The 24,019-nt window shown below is 54.5% G+C and carries 20 protein-coding genes and 1 pseudogene; 14 read left to right on the top strand and 7 right to left on the bottom strand.

Annotation, left to right across the window (positions count from 1 at the left end; genetic code table 11):
* Positions 1-331 precede the first annotated feature (331 nt).
* Both ACO0K9_RS10830 and ACO0K9_RS10825 read left to right on the top strand, forming a co-directional pair.
* Positions 332-2,071 (top strand): methyl-accepting chemotaxis protein, encoded by a 1,740-nt coding sequence (locus tag ACO0K9_RS10830; protein ID WP_422984654.1) that lies wholly within the window; start codon positions 332-334, stop codon positions 2,069-2,071.
* A 146-nt stretch (positions 2,072-2,217) separates the two neighbouring features.
* A complete protein-coding gene (locus ACO0K9_RS10825; RefSeq protein ID WP_422984652.1) occupies positions 2,218-2,562 on the top strand; it encodes an energy transducer TonB in 345 nt (114 codons plus the stop codon).
* A gap of 137 nt (positions 2,563-2,699) precedes the next feature.
* On the opposite strand, the gene ACO0K9_RS10820 is transcribed toward ACO0K9_RS10825, so the two are convergent.
* The 3 genes from ACO0K9_RS10820 to ACO0K9_RS10810 all read right to left on the bottom strand — a co-directional run bounded on the left by ACO0K9_RS10820 (position 2,700) and on the right by ACO0K9_RS10810 (position 6,451).
* Entirely contained in the window at positions 2,700-4,895 is a 2,196-nt protein-coding gene (locus ACO0K9_RS10820) for a M3 family metallopeptidase (protein ID WP_422984650.1), read from the bottom strand.
* A gap of 184 nt (positions 4,896-5,079) precedes the next feature.
* Positions 5,080-5,211, bottom strand: a complete 132-nt coding sequence (locus tag ACO0K9_RS10815; protein WP_422984648.1) for a hypothetical protein — start codon at positions 5,209-5,211, stop codon at positions 5,080-5,082.
* Positions 5,212-5,236: 25 nt separating this feature from the next.
* Entirely contained in the window at positions 5,237-6,451 is a 1,215-nt protein-coding gene (locus tag ACO0K9_RS10810; RefSeq protein WP_422984646.1) for an MFS transporter, read from the bottom strand.
* Between the two features lie 243 nt (positions 6,452-6,694).
* On the opposite strand from ACO0K9_RS10810, the gene ACO0K9_RS10805 reads away from it, so the two are divergent.
* From ACO0K9_RS10805 to ACO0K9_RS10795, 3 genes are all read left to right on the top strand, one after another.
* Positions 6,695-8,257: an AlkA N-terminal domain-containing protein gene (locus ACO0K9_RS10805; RefSeq protein ID WP_422984799.1), complete on the top strand. Its 1,563-nt coding sequence runs from the start codon at positions 6,695-6,697 to the stop codon at positions 8,255-8,257.
* A gap of 27 nt (positions 8,258-8,284) precedes the next feature.
* On the top strand, positions 8,285-8,854 hold the full coding sequence (locus ACO0K9_RS10800; protein WP_422984644.1) for a methylated-DNA--[protein]-cysteine S-methyltransferase: 570 nt from the start codon (positions 8,285-8,287) through the stop codon (positions 8,852-8,854).
* Positions 8,855-9,044: 190 nt separating this feature from the next.
* Entirely contained in the window at positions 9,045-9,608 is a 564-nt protein-coding gene (locus ACO0K9_RS10795; RefSeq protein ID WP_422984642.1) for a phasin family protein, read from the top strand.
* Between the two features lie 94 nt (positions 9,609-9,702).
* On the opposite strand, the gene ACO0K9_RS10790 is transcribed toward ACO0K9_RS10795, so the two are convergent.
* Together ACO0K9_RS10790 and ACO0K9_RS10785 are read right to left on the bottom strand one after the other, a co-directional pair.
* Entirely contained in the window at positions 9,703-10,092 is a 390-nt protein-coding gene (locus tag ACO0K9_RS10790; RefSeq protein WP_422984640.1) for a hypothetical protein, read from the bottom strand.
* A gap of 46 nt (positions 10,093-10,138) precedes the next feature.
* A complete protein-coding gene (locus ACO0K9_RS10785) occupies positions 10,139-11,932 on the bottom strand; it encodes a sulfatase-like hydrolase/transferase (protein ID WP_422984638.1) in 1,794 nt (597 codons plus the stop codon).
* A gap of 126 nt (positions 11,933-12,058) precedes the next feature.
* On the opposite strand from ACO0K9_RS10785, the gene ACO0K9_RS10780 reads away from it, so the two are divergent.
* The 4 genes and pseudogenes from ACO0K9_RS10780 to ACO0K9_RS10765 form a co-directional block, all read left to right on the top strand.
* Positions 12,059-12,952: a LysR family transcriptional regulator gene (locus tag ACO0K9_RS10780; protein ID WP_422984636.1), complete on the top strand. Its 894-nt coding sequence runs from the start codon at positions 12,059-12,061 to the stop codon at positions 12,950-12,952.
* Positions 12,953-13,130: 178 nt separating this feature from the next.
* Positions 13,131-14,306, top strand: a complete 1,176-nt coding sequence (locus tag ACO0K9_RS10775; RefSeq protein WP_422984634.1) for an acetyl-CoA C-acetyltransferase — start codon at positions 13,131-13,133, stop codon at positions 14,304-14,306.
* A 166-nt stretch (positions 14,307-14,472) separates the two neighbouring features.
* Positions 14,473-15,936: a serine hydrolase gene (locus ACO0K9_RS10770; RefSeq protein ID WP_422984632.1), complete on the top strand. Its 1,464-nt coding sequence runs from the start codon at positions 14,473-14,475 to the stop codon at positions 15,934-15,936.
* A 180-nt stretch (positions 15,937-16,116) separates the two neighbouring features.
* Positions 16,117-16,671 (top strand): annotated as a pseudogene (locus tag ACO0K9_RS10765) (acetyl-CoA C-acyltransferase); the annotation flags it as partial.
* Positions 16,672-17,013: 342 nt separating this feature from the next.
* On the opposite strand, the gene ACO0K9_RS10760 reads toward ACO0K9_RS10765, so the two are convergent.
* Positions 17,014-17,547 (bottom strand): MarR family winged helix-turn-helix transcriptional regulator, encoded by a 534-nt coding sequence (locus tag ACO0K9_RS10760; protein WP_422984630.1) that lies wholly within the window; start codon positions 17,545-17,547, stop codon positions 17,014-17,016.
* Positions 17,548-17,708: 161 nt separating this feature from the next.
* Between ACO0K9_RS10760 and ACO0K9_RS10755 the strand changes: the two genes are divergently transcribed.
* From ACO0K9_RS10755 to ACO0K9_RS10735, 5 genes are all read left to right on the top strand, one after another.
* A complete protein-coding gene (locus tag ACO0K9_RS10755; protein WP_422984628.1) occupies positions 17,709-18,509 on the top strand; it encodes an SDR family NAD(P)-dependent oxidoreductase in 801 nt (266 codons plus the stop codon).
* 64 nt (positions 18,510-18,573) lie between these two features.
* The gene (locus ACO0K9_RS10750; RefSeq protein ID WP_422984626.1) at positions 18,574-19,668 is read left to right on the top strand and encodes an alkene reductase; all 1,095 of its coding nucleotides are present in this window, start codon (positions 18,574-18,576) and stop codon (positions 19,666-19,668) included.
* Between the two features lie 53 nt (positions 19,669-19,721).
* Positions 19,722-20,606, top strand: coding sequence for a type 1 glutamine amidotransferase domain-containing protein (locus tag ACO0K9_RS10745; protein WP_422984624.1), 885 nt, complete (start codon positions 19,722-19,724; stop codon positions 20,604-20,606).
* 180 nt (positions 20,607-20,786) lie between these two features.
* The gene (locus ACO0K9_RS10740) at positions 20,787-21,443 is read left to right on the top strand and encodes a flavin reductase family protein (RefSeq protein ID WP_422984622.1); all 657 of its coding nucleotides are present in this window, start codon (positions 20,787-20,789) and stop codon (positions 21,441-21,443) included.
* Positions 21,444-21,704: 261 nt separating this feature from the next.
* Positions 21,705-23,120 carry an RtcB family protein gene (locus ACO0K9_RS10735; protein ID WP_422984620.1) on the top strand — a complete coding sequence of 472 codons (1,416 nt, stop codon included), beginning with the start codon at positions 21,705-21,707 and terminating at the stop codon, positions 23,118-23,120.
* A gap of 18 nt (positions 23,121-23,138) precedes the next feature.
* On the opposite strand, the gene ACO0K9_RS10730 is transcribed toward ACO0K9_RS10735, so the two are convergent.
* Positions 23,139-23,996 (bottom strand): ABC transporter ATP-binding protein, encoded by an 858-nt coding sequence (locus tag ACO0K9_RS10730; protein ID WP_422984618.1) that lies wholly within the window; start codon positions 23,994-23,996, stop codon positions 23,139-23,141.
* Positions 23,997-24,019 lie beyond the last annotated feature (23 nt).

The following is a 24,019-nucleotide window of genomic DNA, read 5'->3' as shown; positions in this document are numbered from 1 at the left end:
CCTGCACAAATGGAAATACTTTCTTTCCATACTATGAAAATCTTGCATTTTTGCGCAAGCCAAGAGAGTAAAAACCCCTTGCCAGAGAGCAAAATTCGAGTATATTTCTAACCTTAATCACTAAATTCCCACAATTTAAAAGCTGATAACTTCAAAAAGGCCGGATTCCATCGGTTTTTTGACGCATAAACCAATCAAAGTGATTTTTCTTTCGGTCTGGTAAATTAAAGAGACAGATATTGTGTGGAGAATAGAGAGTAATGAAGCTTTATCGGGATTCGTCTTTTCTTCAACCTTTTTAAAACCAGTCAAGCAAATGAATTTATCAAAAATGACAGTAAGTAAACGTCTGGGGCTGGGCTTTGCTCTGGTGTTGGCATTATTAATTGCGGTGACTGTGGTCGGCATTTCGAGGATGTCGCAAATACAGGCCCGACTTGAAAAGATCGTGAATATCAGCAATGCCGAGACCCGTCTGGCGCTGGATATGCGTGCGATCGTGTATGACCGCATGGTATCCCTGCGTAACCTGACCCTGCTCAACGATGCCGCAGATATGGAACCGGAACTGAACAAGATTGCTGACCAGACCAAGAAATATGCCGCCGCCGATGAAAAGCTGAGCAAGATGGCGCTGGAAGAAAGCAATGTCACACCAGAAAAGAAAACCCTGTTGACCAAGCTCAAGGAAGCAGAAACTGCTGCTGCCTCGCTGCCAGCCAAAGCCCAGGAACTGGGGATGGCCAACAACGCAGAGGTGGCGACCATCACACTGATCAAGAAACTCCGTCCAGTTCAGAAAAAATGGCTGGATACACTGGATGAACTGGTCACGCTGGAAGACAAGCTGAATGGCCAAACGGCAGAAGAAGCCAAGTCTGCTTTTAAGGCCGCTACGACCATGATGCTGGTGCTGGGTGCTTTGGCGCTGGCTGGCGGTATCCTGGCTGCCTGGGCGATCAGCCGCAGCCTGTTGAAACAACTGGGTGGCGAGCCTGATTATGCGGCAACCATTGCTGGCCAGATTGCTGCCGGCGACCTCAGCGGACAGATAGACTTGAAATCCGGTGATCAGGACAGCCTGCTGTTTGAAATGAAAAACATGCGCGACAGCCTGGTGAATATCGTTGCACAAGTACGCACCGGTACGGACACCATCGCTACTGCATCCAGCGAAATCGCCACCGGTAACCTGGACTTGTCTTCACGTACTGAACAACAAGCCGGTTCACTGGAAAAAACCACGTCGTCCATGAAAGAATTGACGACGACAGTGAAACAGAATGCCGACAATGCACGTGAAGCCAATCAACTGGCCGCATCTGCATCCGAAGTCGCACGTCAGGGTGGTGTCGTGGTGGCACAGGTGGTGGACACCATGGGTTCCATCAACGAATCGTCGAAGAAAATCGTGGATATCATCAGCGTGATTGATGGCATCGCCTTCCAGACCAATATACTGGCGCTGAATGCTGCGGTGGAAGCGGCACGTGCCGGTGAACAGGGGCGTGGTTTTGCCGTGGTTGCCGCTGAAGTGCGTAACCTGGCACAACGCAGTGCTGCTGCCGCCAAAGAGATCAAGACCCTGATCGGCACCTCGGTAGAAAAAGTGGAAATCGGTACCAAGCTGGTTGGACAGGCTGGCGTGACGATAGACCAGGTTGTCTCCAGCGTGAAACATGTGACCGATATCATTGCCGAAATCAGTGCTGCCAGCCAGGAACAAAGTGTCGGTATTGAGCATGTGAACCACGCCATTATTGAAATGGATGGCGTCACTCAACAAAATGCTGCCCTGGTAGAGCAGGCTGCCGCTGCCGCCCAAAGCTTGCAGGATCAGGCTTCTGAACTGGCGAAGGTTGTTAGCATCTTTAAATTGCAGGCTGGCGAACGCGCGCAGCAACTGTCTGCGCCACCTACACCTGCGCCAGCACCCGTGCGCCGTGTTGAGCCTGTGGTCGCTATCAAACCCAAGGTAAGAAACAGTCAGGTAAAATCTTTACCTGCAGCCAAGGCACAAGTTAAAAAAGCTGCATCGGCAAACAGAAGCGATGAATGGGAAGAGTTCTGATCGTTCTGTAACGCTTCCTGGCCGGCTGCCGTTGCAGCCGGTTGCCCGCATCAGGTTTCAGGCTCTAAGAATGACAGTTAACAATCCTTGACTTGCAATCTGCCAGAAATTTTTTATACTGAACAAAAGTGAATAAAAATATTTTTATGAAACCGCAAATATCCATCCTTGTTTCATCCCTGCTGTTGGCAATGAGCGCATCCGTACTGGCGGCCGAAACTTCACCGGTCATGGATGGCAAATCCTGTGAACCACCAAAATATCCAAAAGCAGCCCTGATGAATGAAGAGACCGGCACTGTCACCATGGGTTTTCTGATCAGTACTGACGGTAAAGTCGTTGAGTCAAAAGTCGACAAATCCAGCGGTTCCAAAAGCCTGGACAAAGCCGCACTGGGCGCATTGAGCCAATGCAAATTCAAACCAGGTACCAAAGATGGCAAACCCGATCAATTGTGGGCCAAGGTCGATTTCGTCTGGAAGCTTGAATAAGCATCGGGGCCGGTGAGTTCAGACGCCGGACCACCTGAACGCGAAACCGGAATATAAAAACAGGAAGGGGACACTATCATGTGTCCCCTTCCTGTTTTATGTCCGAATTTTTATTCAGCGCATTGAGTTGCCAGGGTCTATTTCTGTCCTGCTTGCAAACCACGACGTATCAGCAAGGGATCGATCTTGGGATCACGTCCACGGAACTGGCGGAAGGATACCAAGGGGTCGATGCTGCCACCCTTAGACAGCAATTGCTGGCGGAACCAATCGCCGTTTTTGCGGCTGAGGCCACCGTTTTCCTTGAACCATTCTACCGATTCGGCATCCAGTACTTCGCTCCACAAATAGGCATAGTAGCCGGCTGAATAACCGCCACCAAAAATATGCGAGAAATAGGTGGTGCCATAACGCGGTGGGACCGGCGCAAAGTCCACGCCTGCCTGTTTCAGCGCCTGCGCTTCAAAGGCCAGTGCGTCGGTCGGTATCTGGGCCGGTGTCAACTGGTGCCAGCGCTGGTCCAGCAGCGATGCGGCAATGTATTCGGTGGTGGTGAAGCCCTGGTTGAACTGATTGGCGGCACTGATCTTGTCGACCAGCGATTGCGGGATGACTTCGCCGTTCTGGTAGTGCCTGGCATAGTTCTTCAACACTTCCGGCCAGGTAGCCCACATTTCGTTGACCTGGGATGGATACTCGACAAAATCACGCGGGACATTGGTACCAGAAAAACGCGGGTATCTCACTTTGGAAAACATGCCGTGCAGCGCATGGCCAAATTCATGGAATGCGGTGCGCACCTCATCAAAGGTCAGCAAGGTAGGCTGCCCCGCCGGTGGTTGTGGAATATTGAGATGGTTGGCAATTACCGGGTGGGTGCCGAACAGACCGGATTGTTCGGTATACGCATTCATCCATGCGCCACCGCGCTTGGTATCACGTGCGTACATGTCAGCGATAAAAAGGGCCAGGCTGCTGCCGTCGGCATCCAGCACTTCATATACTTTGATACTGGGGTGATACACCGGCAAGTCCTTGCGTTCCTTGAAGCTGATGCCATACAGTTTTGATGCAGCGTAAAACACGCCGTTTTCCAGTACATTGTTCAGCTCAAAATACGGGCGCAACTGGCTGTCGTCAAAACTGTATTTTGCCTTGCGCAATTGTTCGGTGTAGTAGGCCCAGTCCCATGCTTCCAGCTTGAAACCACCTTGCTGTGCATCGATCAGCTTTTGCAGCTCTGCTGCTTCCAGCCTGGCGTTATTGACTGCTGCCGGGGCCAGGTCAGCCAGCATCTTGTTGACGGCGGTGGTGGTTTTTGCGGTTTCATCTTCCAGGCCATACGCAGCATGGTTAGCGTAACCCAGCAGGCTTGCCCGTTCTGCGCGCAGGCGGGCTATCTTGATGACGACAGCGCGATTATCAAATTCACCGCCATGGTTGCCGCGTGCTACCGACGCTTCATGCAAACGCTGGCGCAATGCGCGGTTAGCCAGCACGGCTTCAAACGGCTGGCCAGTGGTATTCATCAGCGGTATCACATATTTACCGTTCAGGCCGCGTGCCTTGGCGGCTTCGGCAGCACTCGACAATTCACCCTCTGACAGACCTTGCAGGTCAGTCTTGTTATCGACAATGATGGCACCGGCATTGCTTTCCTTCAGTGCGTTCTGGCTGAATTGCGTGGCCAGGGTCGCCAGTTGCGCATTCATGGATTTCAATCTGGTTTTATCCGCTTCTGCCAGCTTGGCACCAGCGCGCACAAAGTCGGTGTAATACCGTTCCAGCAGGCGGAAGGATTCTGCATCCAGATTCAGGCTGCTGCGTGCCGCATATAATTTGCCGATGCGCTGGAATAAGCTGGCGTTCAGGAAAATCTGGTCTTGATGGGCTGCCAGTTTGGGGGCCAGTTCGCGTGACAGGGTTTCCAGTTCCGGGTTGGTATTGGTGGATGTCTGGTTGGTGAACACGGTCGACACGCGGTTCAGCATTTGCCCGGCGCGTTCCATCGCCACCACGGTATTGTCGAAAGTCGGCGCAGCACGGTTATTGGCAATGCGGGCGATTTCGGCATTTTGCTGGCGCATGCCTTCGGCAAAGGCCGGGGCATAATGTTCATTACGGATTTTGTCGAAAGGCGGGTACTCATACATCAGGCTGCTGGCCGTGGCGAAAGGATTATTCGCCAGCGGGCTGAGCGTTTTTTTGCTGGTCGCGGTGGCCTTGGCAGTTGCCTTGGTGTTAGCCAGCGTATCCGCTGGCGCAGAGTGTGCCGGACTGGATTGAATTGCCAGTGCAGAACTCAGCAGAACGAGCATGAGGTGTTTGTTCATAAGGTTTCCGGTAAGAAGTGGATATGAAGTGGATGAGCGGGGTAATGGCAGAGGAAAGCAGTGTATCAGACCATCACGCCGGAAAATAATTTCGCGTCATGCTGTGTGCATCAGCATTGCAGGTATTGGGCACTGCGCCGCCAGGTGCCTGGCCAGCACAGATATCAGGAAGAGAAGGGCGGTTTTAGCAAAGAACGAAGCGATTGGCCAGTTCCAGGATGAAGGCTGGCCGCAGATAAGCCATGAAAGTCAATGCCAGTACGATGGCCATCAAGGCCAGCCACAGCAGTTGCGGGATTTTTTTGCGAGGTATCATGATCTGGGCAAGACTAAGGTTTTCATCATGCAACTGCCGCCTGTTCACGGGCGATAGGTTGTTCGCTGATAGGGAAATTCACCAGGGCGGCAAAAATACCCAGCGCCAGCACGATGCCCCAGACCATATCGTAATTCCCGGTTTTGGTATAAATATAGCCGCCCAGCCAGACGCCCATGAAGCTGCCTACCTGGTGCGAGAAGAACACGAAGCCTGACAGCATCGACAAGTATTTAACCCCGAAGATGCCAGCGATGATGCCATTCGTCAACGGCACGGTAGACAGCCACAGCAAGCCCAGCGCCGCAGAAAAAGTGTAAACGGAATAAGACGACAAAGGCGCCAGCAGGAACAGGCCGATGACTAGTGTGCGCGACAGGTAAATCGCCGACAGCAGGTAAGGTTTGGAATACATGCCACCCAGCTTGCCAGCGTAGTAAGAACCAAAGATATTGAACAAACCGATCAGGGCCAGCGCAAACACCGCGACATCCGGGTCGAGTATGCCCTTGTCCTTCAGGTAGGCTGGCATGTGCACGCCGATGAACACGACCTGGAAGCCGCAAACGAAATACCCCGCCAGTAGCAAAAGGAAAGGCTTGTAGGCAAAGGCCTCGCGTATTGCATGGCGTATGCTTTGTTGCGGCCCGCTGGTTTGTTCAAGCGCAGGTTCACGTAATTTCCAGGCCATAGGCAGCATGACAATGATGACCAGTGCCGCCAGCATGTAAAATGCATTTTGCCAGCCGGTATGTCCTATCATTTGCTGTTCGACCGGCATCATGACAAATTGACCGAAAGAACTGGCCGCAGAAGAAATACCGAATGCCCATGAACGCCGTTCCAGCGGTGCAGTGCGACCGATGATGCCGCTGACGGCACCAAACGAAGTACAGGCCAGCGCCCCACCGATCAGCACACCGGTACCCAGAATAAATACGGTAGGCTGATCTATCATGGCCATCCACAACAAGCCCCCCGCATACAGGAAGGCACCGAGTATCACCATCTTCATGGTGCCGAAGCGGTCTATCGCCATACCCGCAAACGGGCCAAATACACCCCACATCAGGTTCTGCATGGCCATCGCCATGGAATAGGTTTCCCGGGTCCAGCCATGCGCCTGTGATATCGGTTGCATCCACAGGCCAAAGCCATGCCGTACACCCATGGCCAGCGTTAATACGAAACCGCTGGCAATCAGCACGGTCTTCAGATCGGGGGCGCGTTGAGTCGTCATGGGATAGATGGTTTGCAAATAAGGAAATACTTTCCAGTGTAGTCGAAACCTGAACATCATGTGGACTGCCACAAAGACCATGACGGTACTGTCATTCCGACAACCGGTGTATGCTTGGATTTGTTTGTCCGAAAGCGGCTAGAACAGTGCGCTGCAGTCGCGTATAAATGCAAATGTGGACTGTGACAGTTCATCAGGAACAGAAAGCACTTTAATTGCAAAGGCGAGGATCAAGTGGCAGCGATGAAACCAGTCAGGAATACGTTTGAAGGCATAGTGGAAAGCGCGGCGGAAAAAGCGGTGAAAAAAACCGCCTCCGTCCTGTTTCCCATTGCCGGCGAAAGCCCGACCCAGCAGCAATGCTATTACCGCGCCCTGGCTGCCAGGGATAGCCGTTTTGACGGCGTCTTTTTTACCGGCGTAAAAACCACCGGCATTTATTGTCGTCCGGTCTGCGGTGTCAAAACCCCGCGTGAATCTTCGTGCGAATTTTTTAGTAGTGCAGCAGCGGCAGAGGCGGCGGGTTTTCGTCCCTGCCTGCGTTGCCGGCCTGAACTGGCACCGTATGCCCTGCAACAAAATCTGGCGCATGCCGTGTGGCAAAGAATTGCCGATGGGGCTTTGAATGAAAGTGACCTGGAAAGTTTTTCACAACAGGTAGGTCTGTCTTCACGGCAATTGCGGCGCGTGATGTTGCATGAATTTGGTGTCACGCCGGTAGAACTGGCACAGACCCAGCGCCTGCTGTTTGCCAAAAAGCTGTTGCAGGAAACCCGGCTAGGCATGGCCGAGATTGCCTTTGCCGCTGGTTTTGGCAGTGTCAGGCGATTCAATGCCCTGTTTTCCGAACGTTACCAGATGGCCCCCGGTTCTATACGACGCGCCGCTGATCTTGGTGGCGAAGGTGTCAGCCTGCGCCTGGCGTATCGCCCGCCGTATGCCTGGGACGCAGTGATTGACTACCTTGCTGGCCGTGCCATGCCGGGGCTGGAAGCCGTGATAGATGAAAAGGGTGGTAAGGCCTACGTTCGCAGCGTGCAGATAGATGGCATTGCCGGCTGGCTGAAGGTGGCCCATTTGCCCGACAAACAGCAACTTAGCCTGCAGGTGGCACCGGCACTGGCACCGGTCTTGATGCCTTTGATGGCGCGTGTCAGACAGCAGTTTGACCTGGAAGCCAATCCGGCCATTATACAAAGCCATCTGGAACAGGATGCCATGCTGACGGCGCAAATCCGGCGCACGCCCGGCATGCGGGTGCCAGGTGCCTTTGACAGTTTTGAGCTGGCGATCCGTGCCGTACTCGGCCAGCAAGTCAGCGTGGCCGGGGCAACCACGGTAGCCGGGCGGCTGGTGACACGTTTCGGGCAAGCGACGACGACGCCATTTGCGGCGATTACCCATCATTTCCCCTCGCCGCAAACCATCGTTGCGCTGTCGATTGATCAACTGGCCGGTATCGGTATCCCCGGTGCACGCGCAGCGACACTGCAGCATATCGCCCAGTTCACGCTGGATGGCGGCTTGCAAAAACAACTGGCCGCGAGTTCGGATGAGATGGTTGCCAGATTGAAGACCGTGCGCGGCATTGGCGAATGGACAGCGCAATACATCGCCATGCGGGCCTTGCGATTTTCTGATGCTTTCCCCGCTGGCGACCTGGGTTTGCAAAAGGCAGCGGCACAACTCAGCCTGCCACCACAGATACGGCTGACAGAAAAGCAGTTACTTGGCCGTGCCGAAGCCTGGGCACCCTGGCGCGCCTATGCAGCATTATTGTTGTGGCAATCGCTGGCAACATCTTGAATAAAACGGAACAAGAAAGGAATAATCATGAAAACCATCCACTATATGAATATGGACAGTCCGCAAGGCCCTTTGTTGCTGGCAGCCAGCGACAGCGGTATTTGTGGTGTGTATTTTGAACACCACAAGCATTTCAAGGGCAGTGCTGGCTGGCAACTGAATCTGCAGCACCCCTTGCTGTTACAGGCGGCCCGACAACTGCAAGACTATTTTGCCGGACAGCGCCAGGATTTTGACCTGTCGCTAGATGTATCGGCTGGTACCGCGTTTCAACAAGCCGTCTGGGCCGGGCTGCGGCAAATACCGTTTGGCATGACCGCCAGCTATGGGCAACTGGCCCAGCATATCCGGCAACCGGCGGCGGTGCGGGCAGTCGGGGCGGCAAATGGGCGCAACCCCATTTCCATCATCATTCCCTGCCATCGTGTGATCGCCAGTTCAGGGGCGCTGACGGGTTACGCCGGTGGCCTGGAGAATAAACAAGCCTTGCTGGCGCTGGAAAATGGCCAGGCAAAACACGGTCAGCCAAAACAAGGTCAGCCTATGGCGCAACATGAGCAACACAGCCGGAACCAGTCCTCACTCTGCTTTGCGTAATTTCTTGCGGGAAACTTGTAGATATGATTTTCAGAGTGTAATTTAGCTAATTTTGGTGCGACGCACAAAAAGTGCTTGACCTTTTAAATTCTCCGTGTAAAATCGTAATTGTTGCGGTGCACCATTCAAGAATTAATGGAAGGCGCTGCCGATGTTTGATTCCACTTAATTCCTTTTACCGGAGAATGTTATGACTACCAATACACCAGAACAATTTATCGCTGCTACTAAAGCTAACCTGGAAGCCCAATTTGCTTCCCTGACATCCCTGAACAAGAAAGCCTTTGAAGGTCTGGAGCAGTTGTTTGCCCTGAACGTCAATGCTGCCAAAGCCAGTTTCGAAGAAGGTACAGCTGCTGCCAAGCAATTGATCGGCGCCAAAGACCCACAAGAATTTTTCTCCCTGACTGCAGCACAAGCTCAGCCAAGTGCAGAAAAAGCCCTGGCTTATGGCCGTCACCTGGCAAGCATCACGACAGCGACTCAGCAAGAATTCACTAAAGCAGTTGAAGCGCACATCGCTGAAACAAACACCAAAGTGATTTCCCTGATCGACGAAGTGACTAAAAATGCACCCGCCGGTTCCGAACAAGCTGTGACAGCTTTGAAATCCGTTGTTGGCAACATCAACGCCGGTTACGAACAACTGTCCAAAACTACCAAGCAAGCTGTTCAGACTCTGGAAGAAAACCTGAACAAAGCAACTCAGCAATTTACACAAGCTGCTGAAAAAGCAACTTCTAAAAAGAAGTAATTAGTCATTCGCTGCATGCTCAATGAAAATTGAGCAGCAGTAATGTAAAAATCCCCTCATGGTGTAAACCTGAGGGGATTTTTTTCGCCTGAAATCAAGAAACTGTGACCTGCGACGGTTTCTCCAGCAAATAAATCAGGTACAGCAGCACGCAGGTACCATCAAAAATAGCCGCAATATGCAAGCCCTGCAAGGCGGGTTCTGACCAGTTGATGAGCAGCATGACGACCAGCCCCAGTTTCTCTGTGGCCGCTGCCAGTAAAATCGCCCGACGTGCCTCTACCTGTTTGACGGCATACAGGATCAATGCACCAACTACAAAGGCCATCAAACCCCAGTGGCGGGCAAAGAACAGGCCGGTAACATCACCCACCTGCATGCCGGATGCCTGCAGGAACAGGGTCGGTGCCAGAAACTGCAGGCCCGCCAGCATGGTCACAACGCCGCTGACATATAGCACTTTGCGTATGGATTTTTCTTGCATGTCGTCTCCCTTTATTATTCGAACTTATTTGTCATTTTCTAAAACCTCAAGCTTTTACCCCTTGATGATACAAGAACGCCGGCCCCGGTAATTCTTTGCCCAGGTCGGCACCGACTTCGGCAGTGATCAGTGTATTCAATCTGTGGTTCAAGTCCAATAGCAAATCTTTATGTTGTTCCGGCTTGGCTGCCAGGTTGGTGATTTCATTCGGGTCTGTATGCGTATCGTAAAGCTCCAGCTGATTGCGGGTGGTCAGATTGTGCCAGTCGCGTGGCTGGTGGTGATCGGCGGGTTTGAAATAGCGGGCAAATTTATAGCGGCCATCATGGATGCCGCGGAACAGGGCCGGATTTTCCAGGCTGGGTAAGAATTGTCCGCTTTGAAAACCGACGAACAGCGAGCTCAGCTTGCTATAGGTCTTGCCGGTTTTTGCCCCCTTGCGGGTGAATTCCGGGTCCATATACAGGGGCACGCCATAATTGAACAAGATACCTTTCCTGTCCCTTTCTGTGCTTGCGCCTGCCGTGGTGATGGCGGCGCTGATATCCATACCCTTCAGGTAAGGGTATTTTTCTGCCGTAGCACGGGCATCCACACCGGCCATGCCCAGAATGGTCGGGAGCAGGTCGATATGTGAACCCAGTGCATTGCTTATCCTGCCGCCTGCCACATCCGGGTGGCGTACGATGAAGGGCAGGCGCATGTTTTCCTTGTACATGAAGGGCCCTTTCTGGCGCAGCTTATGTGCACCGGCCATTTCGCCATGGTCTGAGGTATAGATGACGATGGTGTCCTTGTCCATTCCCAGTTTTTTCAATGCCTGTAATACGGTCAGGGCATGGCTGTCAACATCGCGCACGCAATTCAAGTAATAGCTTTGATAGGCACGCCAGGCGGCTTCATCGTTCGGGTCTATCTGGCCGTACAGCCAGTTGCACATCTCCATGTAGGAAGTCGTGGCCCAGGGTTTGTCGCTTAATTTGTCCTGGTAATAACTGTCTGGCAGCGGCAGATCCCAGTTTTTGTCATAGAAGCCACCGGTCGGCGGCGAGGACAGGGGTGACAGCATATTGCGCTGCTGCCGGCTGGCTACTTGTTTATCGCCGGTGCTGACGTACATGACATCATGCGGATTGACGAAATTCACAGCCAGAAACCAGGGCTGCTTGCCACGCATCTCGCGTCCCTTGCTGCCCAGCCATTGCACGGCATTGCTGGCGATCTGCCCGTCATAACGATAACCGGTCCAGGTCGAACCATGCGGGTCGCCATCGGCGTTATAGTCAGAAAAACCAAAAGGTTCCAGCGCGTTTTCGGTCGTCGGGTAAGGTCCGTACACCAGACCGGGGTCGGCGCGCAGATGGCTCAAGTGCCATTTGCCCTTGTAGGCAGTGTAGTAACCCTGTGCTCTTAACAAATGCCCAAGACTGGGCAAACCATCCGCCAGTTGCGGGAAGGACGGTGGCGCATCCACATTTGCCGTCATCTGCGTGTGCTGGGTATGCTGACCGAAATACATATTCGAGCGTGAAGGCGAGCAGGGCGTGGTATTCGCATGGAAATTCGTCATGCCTATGCCCTGCTCCAGCAGCATCTCATGTGCTGACAGACCCAGGCCAGACGGCAGGTCTTGCCAGTGGCGCAACTGGTCATTCACGATCAGCAAGATATTCGGTCGCCGCTGGCGCAGGCCTGCCGCAGACATCGCCCCTGGCACATTGGGTATGCTGCGCGGCCTCAGATGCTTGTCAGCCGCACCGCCTATGGCGGCCCCAAGACCCACGCCTGCCATCGCTGCCAGCACTTTTCTGCGACTGATCTTGCTTTCCTGGTTTGCCATAGGGTCTCCACCTGAGCTTGCAACTGCCATTGATACAGGCAGTGTGGGATACTTGGGTGCATACGTCCAATGCATTATAATTATTATCTCAATGCTTAAAAAGTATGGCGTGACCATGCACTTGCGATGAACCTGAACAAGCTCAAACATGCGGTTGTACTGGCAGAGCAAGGCAATTTTGCCCGCGCGGCAGACAAGCTCAATCTCAGCCAGCCAGCATTAAGCCGCAGTATTTCTGGTCTGGAAGATGAACTGGGCATGCGCCTGTTTGACCGCGACCAGGCGGGTGCCACGGTGACCGCTGCTGGCCGGCAACTGGTCACACGTGCGCGCGATTTGCTGCATGCCGCGAATAGCCTGAAGCAAGAGATGACACAACTGCGCGATTGCGAAAGTGGCCAGATCAGCTTCGGGGCCGGGCCTTTCCCGGCGGGCAGCTTTCTGCCAGCAGTGCTGACGGAGTTGGCGGTCACTTACCCACGGATGCGCACGGTGCTGGAAGTGAATAACAGCGATACCCTGATGGAACACCTGCTGGCCGAGAAGCTGGAATTTTTCATCGCCGATACCCGCACCCTGAACCCCAACAAGCGTGTCAAAACCCGGCACCTGACGCGTCAGTTTGGCGGCTTGTATTGTCGCAGTGGGCACCCACTGATAGCAAGAAATATGCTGAGCGTGCATGATCTGCAAAGTGCCAGCTATGCCAGCGTGTACCTGGCAGATATTTTCCTGCCACCCCTGCGCAAGGCACTGGGGCTGGAACCGGGTCAGGATCTGCCGCTGGTGACCACTTGCGACAATATCCATGTCTTGAAACAGGTGGTCATGCATAGCGATGCCATCCTCTTATGCACCCATGCAGCGGTGGCAAAAGAGCTGGAAAATGCTGAGCTGGTCGAGCTGAAAGTAGATGGCTGGCAAGCCATTCATGCCGAAATAGGTGTGGTCAGCCTGGAACGGCGCAGCCTGTCCCCGATGGCGGAATTGGTACTGGCCACAGTGGCGGAACATATATAAGAGCCGTTGTTCTGATACACATCAAGCCAGCTTCATGGCAAAACACCATCTTTTTTAAAGTGCGCCACCTCCTGCAAGCGCGAGCAATGGTAAGCTAGAGGATGTATTCTATAGGCAGGACTAGCAGCATTCGTTTGACCATCCCAATACCCTCAGAGGTAAAACCAGGAGAATTCACATGCAAGACGTGGTAATCGTAGCTGCAGGCCGTACTGCAGTAGGTAAATTTGGCGGCTCTTTGGCAAAAACGGCTGCTTCCGAACTGGGTGCCCATGTCATCAAGGCCTTGCTGGCAAAGACCGGCATCAGTGGCGATCTGATCAATGAAGTCATCCTCGGTCAGGTGTTGACTGCCGGTGTCGGCCAGAATGCGGCACGGCAGGCGGTCATCAAGGCGGGTTTGCCAGACATGGTGCCAGCCTTCACCATCAACAAGGTATGCGGCAGTGGTTTGAAAGCAACGCATCTGGCGGCGCAAGCCATCAAGGCCGGTGATGCCAACATCATCATCGCCGGTGGCCAGGAAAACATGAGTGCTTCCCCTCATGTATTGAACGGTTCCCGAGACGGTTTCCGTATGGGCGACGCCAAGCTGGTCGATACCATGATCGTCGACGGTCTGTGGGACGTGTATAACCAGTACCACATGGGTATCACTGCCGAAAACGTCGCCAAAAAATTTGGCGTCACCCGTGAAGAGCAAGACTTGTTTGCCTTGGCATCCCAAAACAAGGCAGAAGCTGCGCAAAAGGCCGGCAAGTTCAAGGATGAAATCATTCCTTTTGAACTGGTCAGCAAAAAAGGCACGACCGTATTTGACAGCGATGAATTCATCAAGCACGGCACCACGCTGGAATCGCTGGCTTCGCTGCGTCCGGCTTTCGACAAGAATGGCACGGTCACTGCCGGTAATGCATCCGGCCTCAACGATGGTGCTGCTGCCGTCATCATGATGTCCGCCAAACAAGCGGACGAGCTGGGTTTGCCAGTGCTGGCCCGCATCAAGGCCTATTCTTCTGCCGGTATTGATCCAACCATCATGGGCATGGGCCCGGTCCCTGCCGCCAAGTTGTGTCTGAAGAAAGCGGGCTGGACGCATCAGGACCTGGACCTGATGGAAATCAATGAAGCCTTTGCAGCACAAGCCATAGGCGTCAATAAGGAAATGGGCTGGGACACCAGCAAGATCAACGTCAACGGCGGTGCGATTGCGATTGGTCACCCTATCGGCGCATCGGGTGCCCGCATCCTGGTCAGCCTGATCCATGAAATGATACGTCGCGATGCCAAAAAAGGCCTGGCGAGTTTGTGTATCGGTGGTGGCATGGGCGTGGCGTTGGCGATAGAACGTTAAGCCAGACCGGCAGCGTCCACATATGAACCCCGCTGTATGTATTCAGCGGGGTTTTTTATCGCCTGCTCAAAGGAAGGCGGGCTTACTGTGTTGCTAGTCATGCATGACACGTGCTAGAGTCAGCCCGCTCCAGACCATGTCTGCCACGAACCGGGTTCATTAAAAAATGAAGAAAGTTGTTTTCCCTTTAGCCTGCCTGTCCTTGTTAATCTACGTAACACGGGCAGTTGCGGATGATACTGCCACGATAGCTGAACATATACGCCATGTAGAGAATGGCTTGCTGCCACAAGCCGTGATCAAGGGCAAGCCTGTGCAGCCCATGCGTTTATCCGATCGGATGGAAGCACTCAAGGTACCAGGCATCAGTATTGCACTCATCAATCACGGCAAAATTGAATGGGCGCGTGGCTACGGCTATGCCGACCTGGCCAGCAAACGGCCAGTGACTGTCGAAACCAGGTTCCAGGCCGCATCGATCAGTAAATCGGTGACAGCCATGGCGGCATTGGCTCTGGTTGAACGCGGCACGTTGAGTCTGGACGGGGATGTCAATCAGCAGTTGGTGTCATGGAAGCTGCCTGGTAATGCCTATACTGCCCAACAGGCAGTCACTCTGCGCGGGCTGTTAAGCCATACCGTCGGCGTGAATGTGCATGGTTTTCAGGGTTACGCATACAACCAAGACGTGCCAACTTTGCTGCAGATTCTGGACGGCAAAAAGCCGGCCAATTCAGCGGCTGTCAGGGTGACTGCCTTGCCTGGCAGTGCCTGGAGTTATTCTGGTGGCGGGTATTCCATAGTCCAGCTATTGATGACGGATACCACGCATGAAAGCTTTCCCGCCTTGATGAAAAAAACCGTGCTCGACAAGCTGGGCATGGAACACAGCAGCTTTGAGTTACCTGTACAGTGGCAGGCAATGACGGCTTCTACCTATGGGGCAGATGGCAAGCCTGTGCCTGGCAACTGGCACCGATATCCTGAACTGGCAGCAGCAGGCTTGTGGACCACGCCATCAGATCTGGCACGCTTTGCCATTGAGATACAGCAAAGTAGCGCAGGCACATCGAATAAAGTGCTGTCACAGAACATGACCAGGCAAATGCTGACGCGCAGCAAGCTCAGTGATTACGGTCTGGGCTTGTTTGTAGGGGCAGTCAAGGATGAACATGAGAGCTTTGGTCACTCTGGTGGCAACATGGGTATTCGCACCATGATGACTGCCTTCAACAGCACTGGCCAGGGCGCAACCCTGATGACGAATAGCGACAATGGCGCAGAACTGATACAAGAAGTTTTGCGTGCCATCTCGGTAGAATATGGCTGGACCGATTACCGGGCCATAGAAAAAGTGGCTGTCGCCGGCGATGCTGGAGAATATAAAAAATTTGCCGGTGAATATACCGTAGCCAGTTTTCCTGTTGTCGTCACTGCGGATGGTGATCGTCTGCACATCAAGGCTGACCCCCTGGGTGCTTTCCAGCAAGAGTTGTTTCTGGGTGCCAACGGTAACTACTTTATGCTGAATAATGACGTTACCGTGCATTTTGAAAAAGATGCCAGCGGAATCGTTACTGGCATGACCGTTCACGGAGAAAACAAATCAAGCGGCAAGAAGATCAAATGACGGCAAATCGAAGCCAGCTCAAGCGCAGGTCTTTGTAAAATAATCCCGGGTCAATGAGCCTGGGATTTTTTTATGCAGGTATCTGCATCAGAAATTTACCGTGTCCTCACAACAGATGCGTGATGTTTCCTTGCACCCGGACGAACAGGCATACCGGGTCTAGGAAATAAGACGCATATTAAAGGCACGACCGTATTTGATAGCGATGAATTCATCAAGCACGGCACCACGCTGGAATCGCTGGCTTCGTTGCGTCCGGCTTTCGACAAGAATGGCACGGTCACTGCCGGTAATGCATCCGGCCTCAACGATGGCGCTGCTGCCGTCATCATGATGTCCGCCAAAAAAGCGGATGAGCTGGGTTTGCCAGTGCTGGCCCGCATCAAAGCTTATTCATCTGCCGGTATCGACCCGACCATCATGGGCATGGGACCGGTTCCCGCCGCCCAGTTGTGCCTGAAAAAAGCTGGCTGGACACATCAGGATCTGGACCTGATGGAAATCAATGAAGCCTTTGCAGCACAGGCTATCGGCGTCAACAAGGAAATGGGCTGGGATACCAGCAAGATCAATGTCAACGGTGGTGCGATTGCGATTGGTCACCCTATCGGCGCATCTGGTGCCCGCATCCTGGTCAGCCTGATCCATGAAATGATACGTCGCGATGCCAAAAAAGGCCTGGCGAGTTTGTGTATCGGTGGTGGCATGGGTGTGGCGCTGGCGATAGAACGTTAAGCCAGGCCGATCAGCTTTAGCTTATCGACCCGACGCCGCTGGATTTATTCACCGGGGTTTTTATTTCAGCATGACCTTGGCACCGAATTTGGTTGCCGTTTGCTGGGGCTCACTGCAACGAGTTTCCTATCGAACAAGTGGTTTCACCCTATGCAGGTGCTTTTCGCAACCTGCTCCGCTGTTCCTTCATTTGACTCCCAGCCGACACCTGGAATTCTGGGCTGCGTTAGGAGCTGTCATGGCCAGGATCAAGCTCACCAAGTCCGCAGTTGATGAGGTGCCCCCCAAGGGCGCAGCCCGCTTCACAACATGTCGGTATCAGCCTGGACGACGCACTCAGATTCAGCTGGAGGTGGTCTCCGCTTTATAGGCAACTAGAAACGCGTCGGAAGCAACCTGATCGGCCAGTGCCCGCAAGCTTGCAGCTGATGCGGGGCCCAGAGCGACCTCTACCTGATCGTTTGCTACCGCCCAGCGCACCAATGCTTCGGAAAGCAGTGTCTTGCCAAGTGGGGTGAGAACGCCGTGTTTGGTCCGCCGGTCTTGGGTGTCCTGACGCAGTTCAACAATTCCATCGCGTACCAGCGGCCTGAGCGCATGGGTCAGAGCCGAAAGTTGGATAGCAAGCCGGGTCGCCAGATCCTGCAACGTTGGTCCTTGTTGATCGGCACCCGTGAGCTTGTCTATTTCTGAGATGAGTGCGAGCTGCGTGGCTTTGAGGTCCAAAGGTGCCAGTGCCTCGTCATACAGTTGCCCAAGTCTGCGCGCTGCAAGGCGCAGTGACGTGGCCGTGCAGACCCGCCCGACCAGGATTTCCTGCTCACTTGTGGCGGGCGAATCCGGACTGTTTTTCGTATCAATAAGATTTGAGGTCATACCCATAGTTTAAAAATTGTGGCTGCTGCACCATCGGCAAGCCATTTGCTGTCAAGTTTACACTTTAGCCCTCAATTATATTGCACTTGAGCCGTTTTTTGTATTATGCTTGAGCCCTCAATTATATTACTTGAGCCCTTAACCATAATAGAAAGCTATCAATGACAAATCCAAACTCTAAGAATGTCGCCCTTGTCACCGGGGCTTCCTCCGGTATCGGAGCCGTTTATGCGGATCGCCTCGCTGCGCGTGGATACGATCTCATTCTCGTCGCCCGGCGCGCTGATCGCCTGGAAGCCCTCTGCGCGCAACTCTCAAAGGCGCACGGTATCAAAGCCGAGGCAATCTCAGCCGATCTGACCAAAGACCAGGACCTGGCGCGGATCGAGACGCTTCTGGCCACCAATGGAGACGTGCGCGTCCTGGTGAACAACGCTGGCATTGCGCGACTGGGACCGGCTGCCCAGACGTCCGCGGACGACGCACAGTCCCAGATCGCCCTAAATATCACAGCCCTGACGCGCCTGACGCAAGCTGCGGTGCCCGCCTTTGTGGCAAGAAACCAGGGCCTGATCATCAATATCGCATCTGCCCTGGCCGTCCACTCACTGCCGATCAGCGCCATCTATAGCGGTACCAAGGCCTTTGTATTGCAATACAGTAGAGGGTTGCAGCAAGAACTTGCCGAAACCGGCGTAAAAGTTCAATTGGTCTTGCCCGCATCCACAGCCACTGAGCTCTGGGATCTGTCGGGCGTCCCGTTGGCGGCCCTCAACAAAAATACGCTGATGACGACCGAACACATGGTCGATGCAGCCCTCGCGGGCTTGGACCAGGGCGAAACCGTCACATGGCCATCGGTCGCCGATGCAACGCTGTGGGAGAAATACGACGCGGCCCGTTCCGAACTGTTCGCGAACACCCAAGCCGGAATGCCAGCTCCTCGTTACAAGATCGCTTGATTCCCGCTAACTGAGTGTCACTGCTCTTCTATTTTTCACCTTTTCCATTTTCCAAGGACAGCCCATGCTTTTCGAAGCCTTCTCCCTGCGTTCCACCCAGCTCAACAATCGCGCCGTGATGTCGCCGCTGACGCGCAGCCGCGCAAGCGACAACAACACGCCCAACAGCTTGATGGCAGCTTATTACGCCCAGCGTGCAAGCGCCGGCCTCATCATTACGGAAGGAACTTCACCGTCACCCAATGGCTTGGGTTATGCCCGCATCCCCGGCCTGTTCAATGACGCCCAGGTGCAAGGCTGGAAGCTCGTGACTGACGCAGTGCATGCCAAGGGCGGCAAGATCGTCGTGCAACTGATGCATACCGGCCGCGTGACCCACCAGGCCAACCTGCCCGCTGGCGCAGAAGTGCTGGGACCTTCAGCGGAGACCTGTCCTGGTGAGATGTGGACCGATACCCAAGGCAGCCAGCCACATACGCCGCCGCGCGCCATGACCGAGGCCGACATCCAGGCCGTGATCGGCGAATACACAAAGGCCGCGCGCCTTGCCATCCAGGCCGGCTTTGACGGCATCGAGTTACACGCCGCCAACGGCTACTTTCTCGAGCAATTCCTGAATGCCAACATCAACCGCCGCACGGATGGTTACGGCGGCACGGCCGAAGGACGCAACCGCTTGGTGTTGGAGGTTGCCCGTGCGACCGTGAAGGAGATTGGTGCTGAGCGAGTGGGCATCCGCTTGTCGCCCCATGGCGTGGTCAATGCTGCCGGCGCATACGAAGGCGTGGACGAACAGTACCTGGTGCTGGTCAAGCAACTCTCCGCGCTCGGCCTCATGTATGTTCACGTGCTGGATCATTCGGCGATGGGCGCGCCGCCTGTACCGGCCAAGCTGAAGGCCGATTTGAGGGCGGCGTTCGACGGCCCTTTCATCCTCGCCGGCGGACAGGACAAAGCCAGCGCACAACAGGCGCTGAGCGAAGGTCGCACGGACCTGGTAGCCATGGGCAGGCCTTTCATCGCCAACCCTGATCTGGTCGAGCGCATGCGCCAGGACGCGCCATTGAATGCGCCTGACCCGACCACGTTCTACACGCCCGGTGCCAAGGGTTACACCGACTATCCGACGCTCGCCAGTCAGGCATCAACCGTTCTCTGACTCTCGACCCACCTCAACCCACCTCAACCTCACGAATGACTAAAGGAACCAATATGACTTTCAATATGAATACTTTCAAAACCGCGCTCATGTCCATCGCGCTTGCGGCCACGGCCAGTCTCATGCCAGCTGGCGCCTCCGCCGCTACCAAGGGAAAGATCCTTGTAGTGATGTCGAGCGCCCATGAACTCGAACTCCGGGATGGCAAACAGTACAAAACGGGTTACTTCCTCAACGAGCTTGCTGTTCCACTGCGGATGCTGGTCGAAGCGGGGTACACGCCAGTGTTCGCCAATCCAAAAGGCGACACACCTGAAATGGATGCGAATTCGAACAACAAGAATTATTTCGGAGGAAACGATGTGAAGCGCGAAGACGCACTTTCTTTCGTGGCGAAGTTCGATTCGTTGAAGAAGCCCAAAACCTTGGCATCGGTTGCCACAGAAGGCGCCAGTGGCTATGCAGCGGTGTTCATTCCGGGCGGCCACGCACCGATGCAAGACTTGCTGAAGGATCAGTCGCTCGGTACCATCCTGAAGAACTTCCACGCGGCCGCGAAGCCTACAGCGATCATTTGCCACGGCCCGATCGCTCTTTTGGCCACCCTACCTGAGGCAGCCAAGTTTCAGTCTGCCCTCATCGCTGGCGATACCGCTACGGTCAAGAGCCTGTCGCAGGGATGGACGTATGCGGGTTACAAGCTGAGTGTCTTTGCAACATCCGAAGAAAAGCAGATAGAAGGTAACGCGCAACTCGGTGGTCAGGTCCTCTTCTATCCGGACGCAGCTTTGACCGCAGCCGGCGCCATTGTTCAGAATGCTGCAGATTGGCAACCCAACGTCGTAGTTGACCGGGAATTGATCACCGGCCAACAGCCTCTGTCGGCCGATGTCTTCGGCCAGGCTTTGATGGCGAAGTTGGCCGCACAAGCCAAATAAAGGGAGTGAATCTGTGCCGGCCAGCACAGGTTCAGCCGCACTTCGCACAAAAAAACGGCTGCAAACTGATCCGCACGCGATCCAGTTCGCAGCTTTCTTTGCACTCGTGAAGGTGGGACAGGTATTACCGCTGATCGAGTTACCTTAATAGCGCGATGCACATCGCAGAAAACCGCCAGAATGATCACACGAGACTTCCACTACTACGAACCCTCCAAGGGTCATGGGCTGAATCATAACCCACTGAATGCGCTAATCGCCCCACGTCCAATCGGCTGGATATCGACGCGGGACGCGCAGGGGCGAGTCAATCTGGCTCCCTACAGTTTTTTCAACGCGTTCAACTACGATCCGCCTATCATCGGGTTCTCTTCGATCACCTGGAAGGACAGTGTGCAGAACGCATCCGAAACACGCGAGTTCGTCTGGAATTTGGTGACACGAGAGTTGGGCGACCAGATGAACCAAACCGCCACCCCACTTGCGCATGGCGAGGACGAGTTTTCCTTCGCAGGCCTCTCAGCCGTGCCGGGTCGTGTGGTCAACGTGCCCCGCGTGGGGGAAAGCCGTGCCGCGATGGAGTGTAAGGTCATCGATATCGTCCAGTTTCGAAACACGGATGGCGAGAAGGTGAACAGCTGGCTGGTCCTCGGCGAGGTGGTGGCCGTGCATATCGACAAATTACTCTTGAAGGACGGCGTGTACCAGACCGCGCAAGCCTATCCGATCTTGCGTTCCGGGGGCTTGAACGACTACGTTCAGGTCTTACCTGAGAACGTCTTCCAGGTTTCCCGGCCTGCAGGTGCCAGCGACGCGGCTGCTCACGGCAAGGAATAGCGGCTTTTCCATATTGGCTGGCCGCGACCCAACTGAGGTCGAGCGCCTGGCGCGCTTGAAACCGGCCGGGGAAGCTGTGGGGGCGACGGTGTTCTTTCGGTGGCCGGCATCAAGTCCGACATGTCGCTCCCTGCATAGCAATATTTGCAATTGCAGCAAATTTGTTTATACTGACGATTCTCCTCTTGGCGCTGCTGCTAGAGGTACAAATGCCCCCGGATCGCCGGAGGCGCACCTGTACTTCAAATTTTGGTAGCCGTCATGACTTCTATTCTCCGTTCCTCACCTCCGTCTTTTCCCCGTCTCCAATCGGCGCTGCAAAGACAGGGCATCCATGTTGAACATGCCAACGGCATATTTCAACTCCACAATGAACATGCGCAGGCTTCAGTGTTACTGCCAGACTCGCTTCCGCTGGAAGAAAAGGCGGTCAAGCAATTGCTGGCTTTTGCCGCAGTCAAATCACCGGATAACAGTCATGGGGTTTGCAAGGCCTGTGCCACACCGGATTTTCATCCCGGCAGCATTGCGCCGGTAGGCTCCATCGTCGCCACCGATGCCGACTTCGTGATTCCGGCCGCCATCGGTACAGATATCAATTGCGGCATGCGCTTGTTGACGACAGGTTTCAACCTGACACAGGCCAGCATGCATAAAGATGCGCTGATCAGGCAATTGCAGAGAGTCTTGCTGGAAAATGCCAGGGATGTCCCCGCACATGCCCAGGCCTTTGCCGCGCTGTGCGATGCTGGCCCGGCAGCTTTTCTGGATAGCTTGCCAGATAGCGGCATCTGGGCAGCAGCAGACCGCGACAGGTTGCAGCAAGAACTTGCTGTCTGCATAGGTCTGCATGAATTTGGCGGTGCAAGTCGCTATGCGCCCGAAGCCTGGTTTAATCGCAGCGGCATAATGCGCGACCCCAGTCTGGGGACCACCGGCGGTGGCAATCACTTTGTTGAATTGCAGATAGTTGACGCTGTATTCGACCGCCATCTGGCTTATCGCGCAGGTCTGGCAAAAGACGATATGGTGGTCATGATACATAGTGGCTCGCGCGATGTCGGCTTTTATGTCGGCCAGCGCTGGATGGACAGGGCCAGATCAGAATGGCCAGCCAGTTTGAAACATCCTGACAGTGCGCTGTACGGTCTCAGTGGTGAACTGGCCGGGGAATACCTGCACGCCATGGGTGTGGCAGCACGCTATGCCTGGGCCAATCGCATGGTGCTGGCTGAACTGGTCAGGCAGCAGTTGCAAGCCGTGCTGGGTGAGGCCGGGTCGAAACTGATCGTGGATGTCCCGCATAACGTGATTTTGCGTGAGCATGGCATGAACATACACAGAAAAGGTGCCACACCGGCACGCGATGGTGACCTGGCGCTGATACCTGGTTCCATGGGTGACGCCAGTTACCTGGTACAGGGGCTGGGTAATCCTGACTGGTTATGGTCTTGCAGCCATGGTGCTGGCAGACGTGTCCGGCGGCAAGATGTACGACGCCTGCGCCACGACAATGCAGAGGCAAGCTGGCAATGTGTGACCCTGCGTGAAGAACGTCGTATCGAAGAAGCACCGCAAGCCTATAAACCCATAGGCCCGGTAATCGAAGCGCAGGAAGAAGCCGGGTTGATCAGAGCAGCAGTCAGGCTCAGGCCGTGGATTACGTTTAAGGCATAGACCAGGACAGTACTCCTTTTAAAGCTCTGTAAAACGTCGCCTGATTTCCTTGCGCAGTTCCTGGAATTCTGAGGTGTCTTCCATATTCCCGCGCCAGGCCAGGCCGCGTTCTATCAGGTCGTAGCGGTACTTGATACGTGCTCCTGAAACCGGATTGCCGGCCTGGTCATCATCGCGCCCCAACAGCCAGATGGTATCGGCAATGGCGATGGACGCATCAATATCGTGGCTGACGACGATGATGGTATTGAGTTCATCCAGGGTTGATATCTTGAGTATGGTGTCGCAGACCTTGGCCTTGGCCAGTGGATCAAGGCCGGAGAAAGGTTCATCCATCAGCAGGAAGTGATCACTGCATAAGGATTGCTGGGCGATGGCAATACGCTGACGCTGCCCGCCAGACAGGGCGGCAGGGTAGCAATGGGCCTTGTCTGCCAGATCAAATTCTTCCAGCAGGGCGATGACTTTTGCTTGTGCCTGAGCATGGTCGGCGATTTTGCGTTTGGCTGCCACCAGCAAATTGCCAAGTACCGTGCGGTGCGCCAGCAAAGGGTAATGCTGCGCCACCACGCCCACTTCGCCGGGTGTGACCGGGGTCTTCTTGCCGTTCAGGTAGACCCCGCCTGAACTGGGTTTTTGCAAGCCGGCGATGCAGCGGAACAATTGCGTCTTGCCTATGCCGGATGGACCCAGCAGGCAGACCACCTGGCCTTGCTCCACACCGTCGCGTGTCAGGTTGTCGATATGGGCACTGACATTGGTCAGCACTGGTTGGCCATAGCTGACGCATAGCTGTTCTATGCTCAATAGCCGCTCGCCCACCTGATAGGGCAAGGGCGCTGGCTGGGTAGGTAAAGTGGTCGTCGCGGTATTCATGCTGCATTCTCGTTATTTGTGTA

Origin of the sequence: Undibacterium sp. Ji50W, assembly GCF_049340445.1 — a bacterium.
Taxonomy (GTDB): domain Bacteria; phylum Pseudomonadota; class Gammaproteobacteria; order Burkholderiales; family Burkholderiaceae_D; genus Undibacterium.
This window is presented reverse-complemented; position numbering and strand designations above follow the sequence as displayed.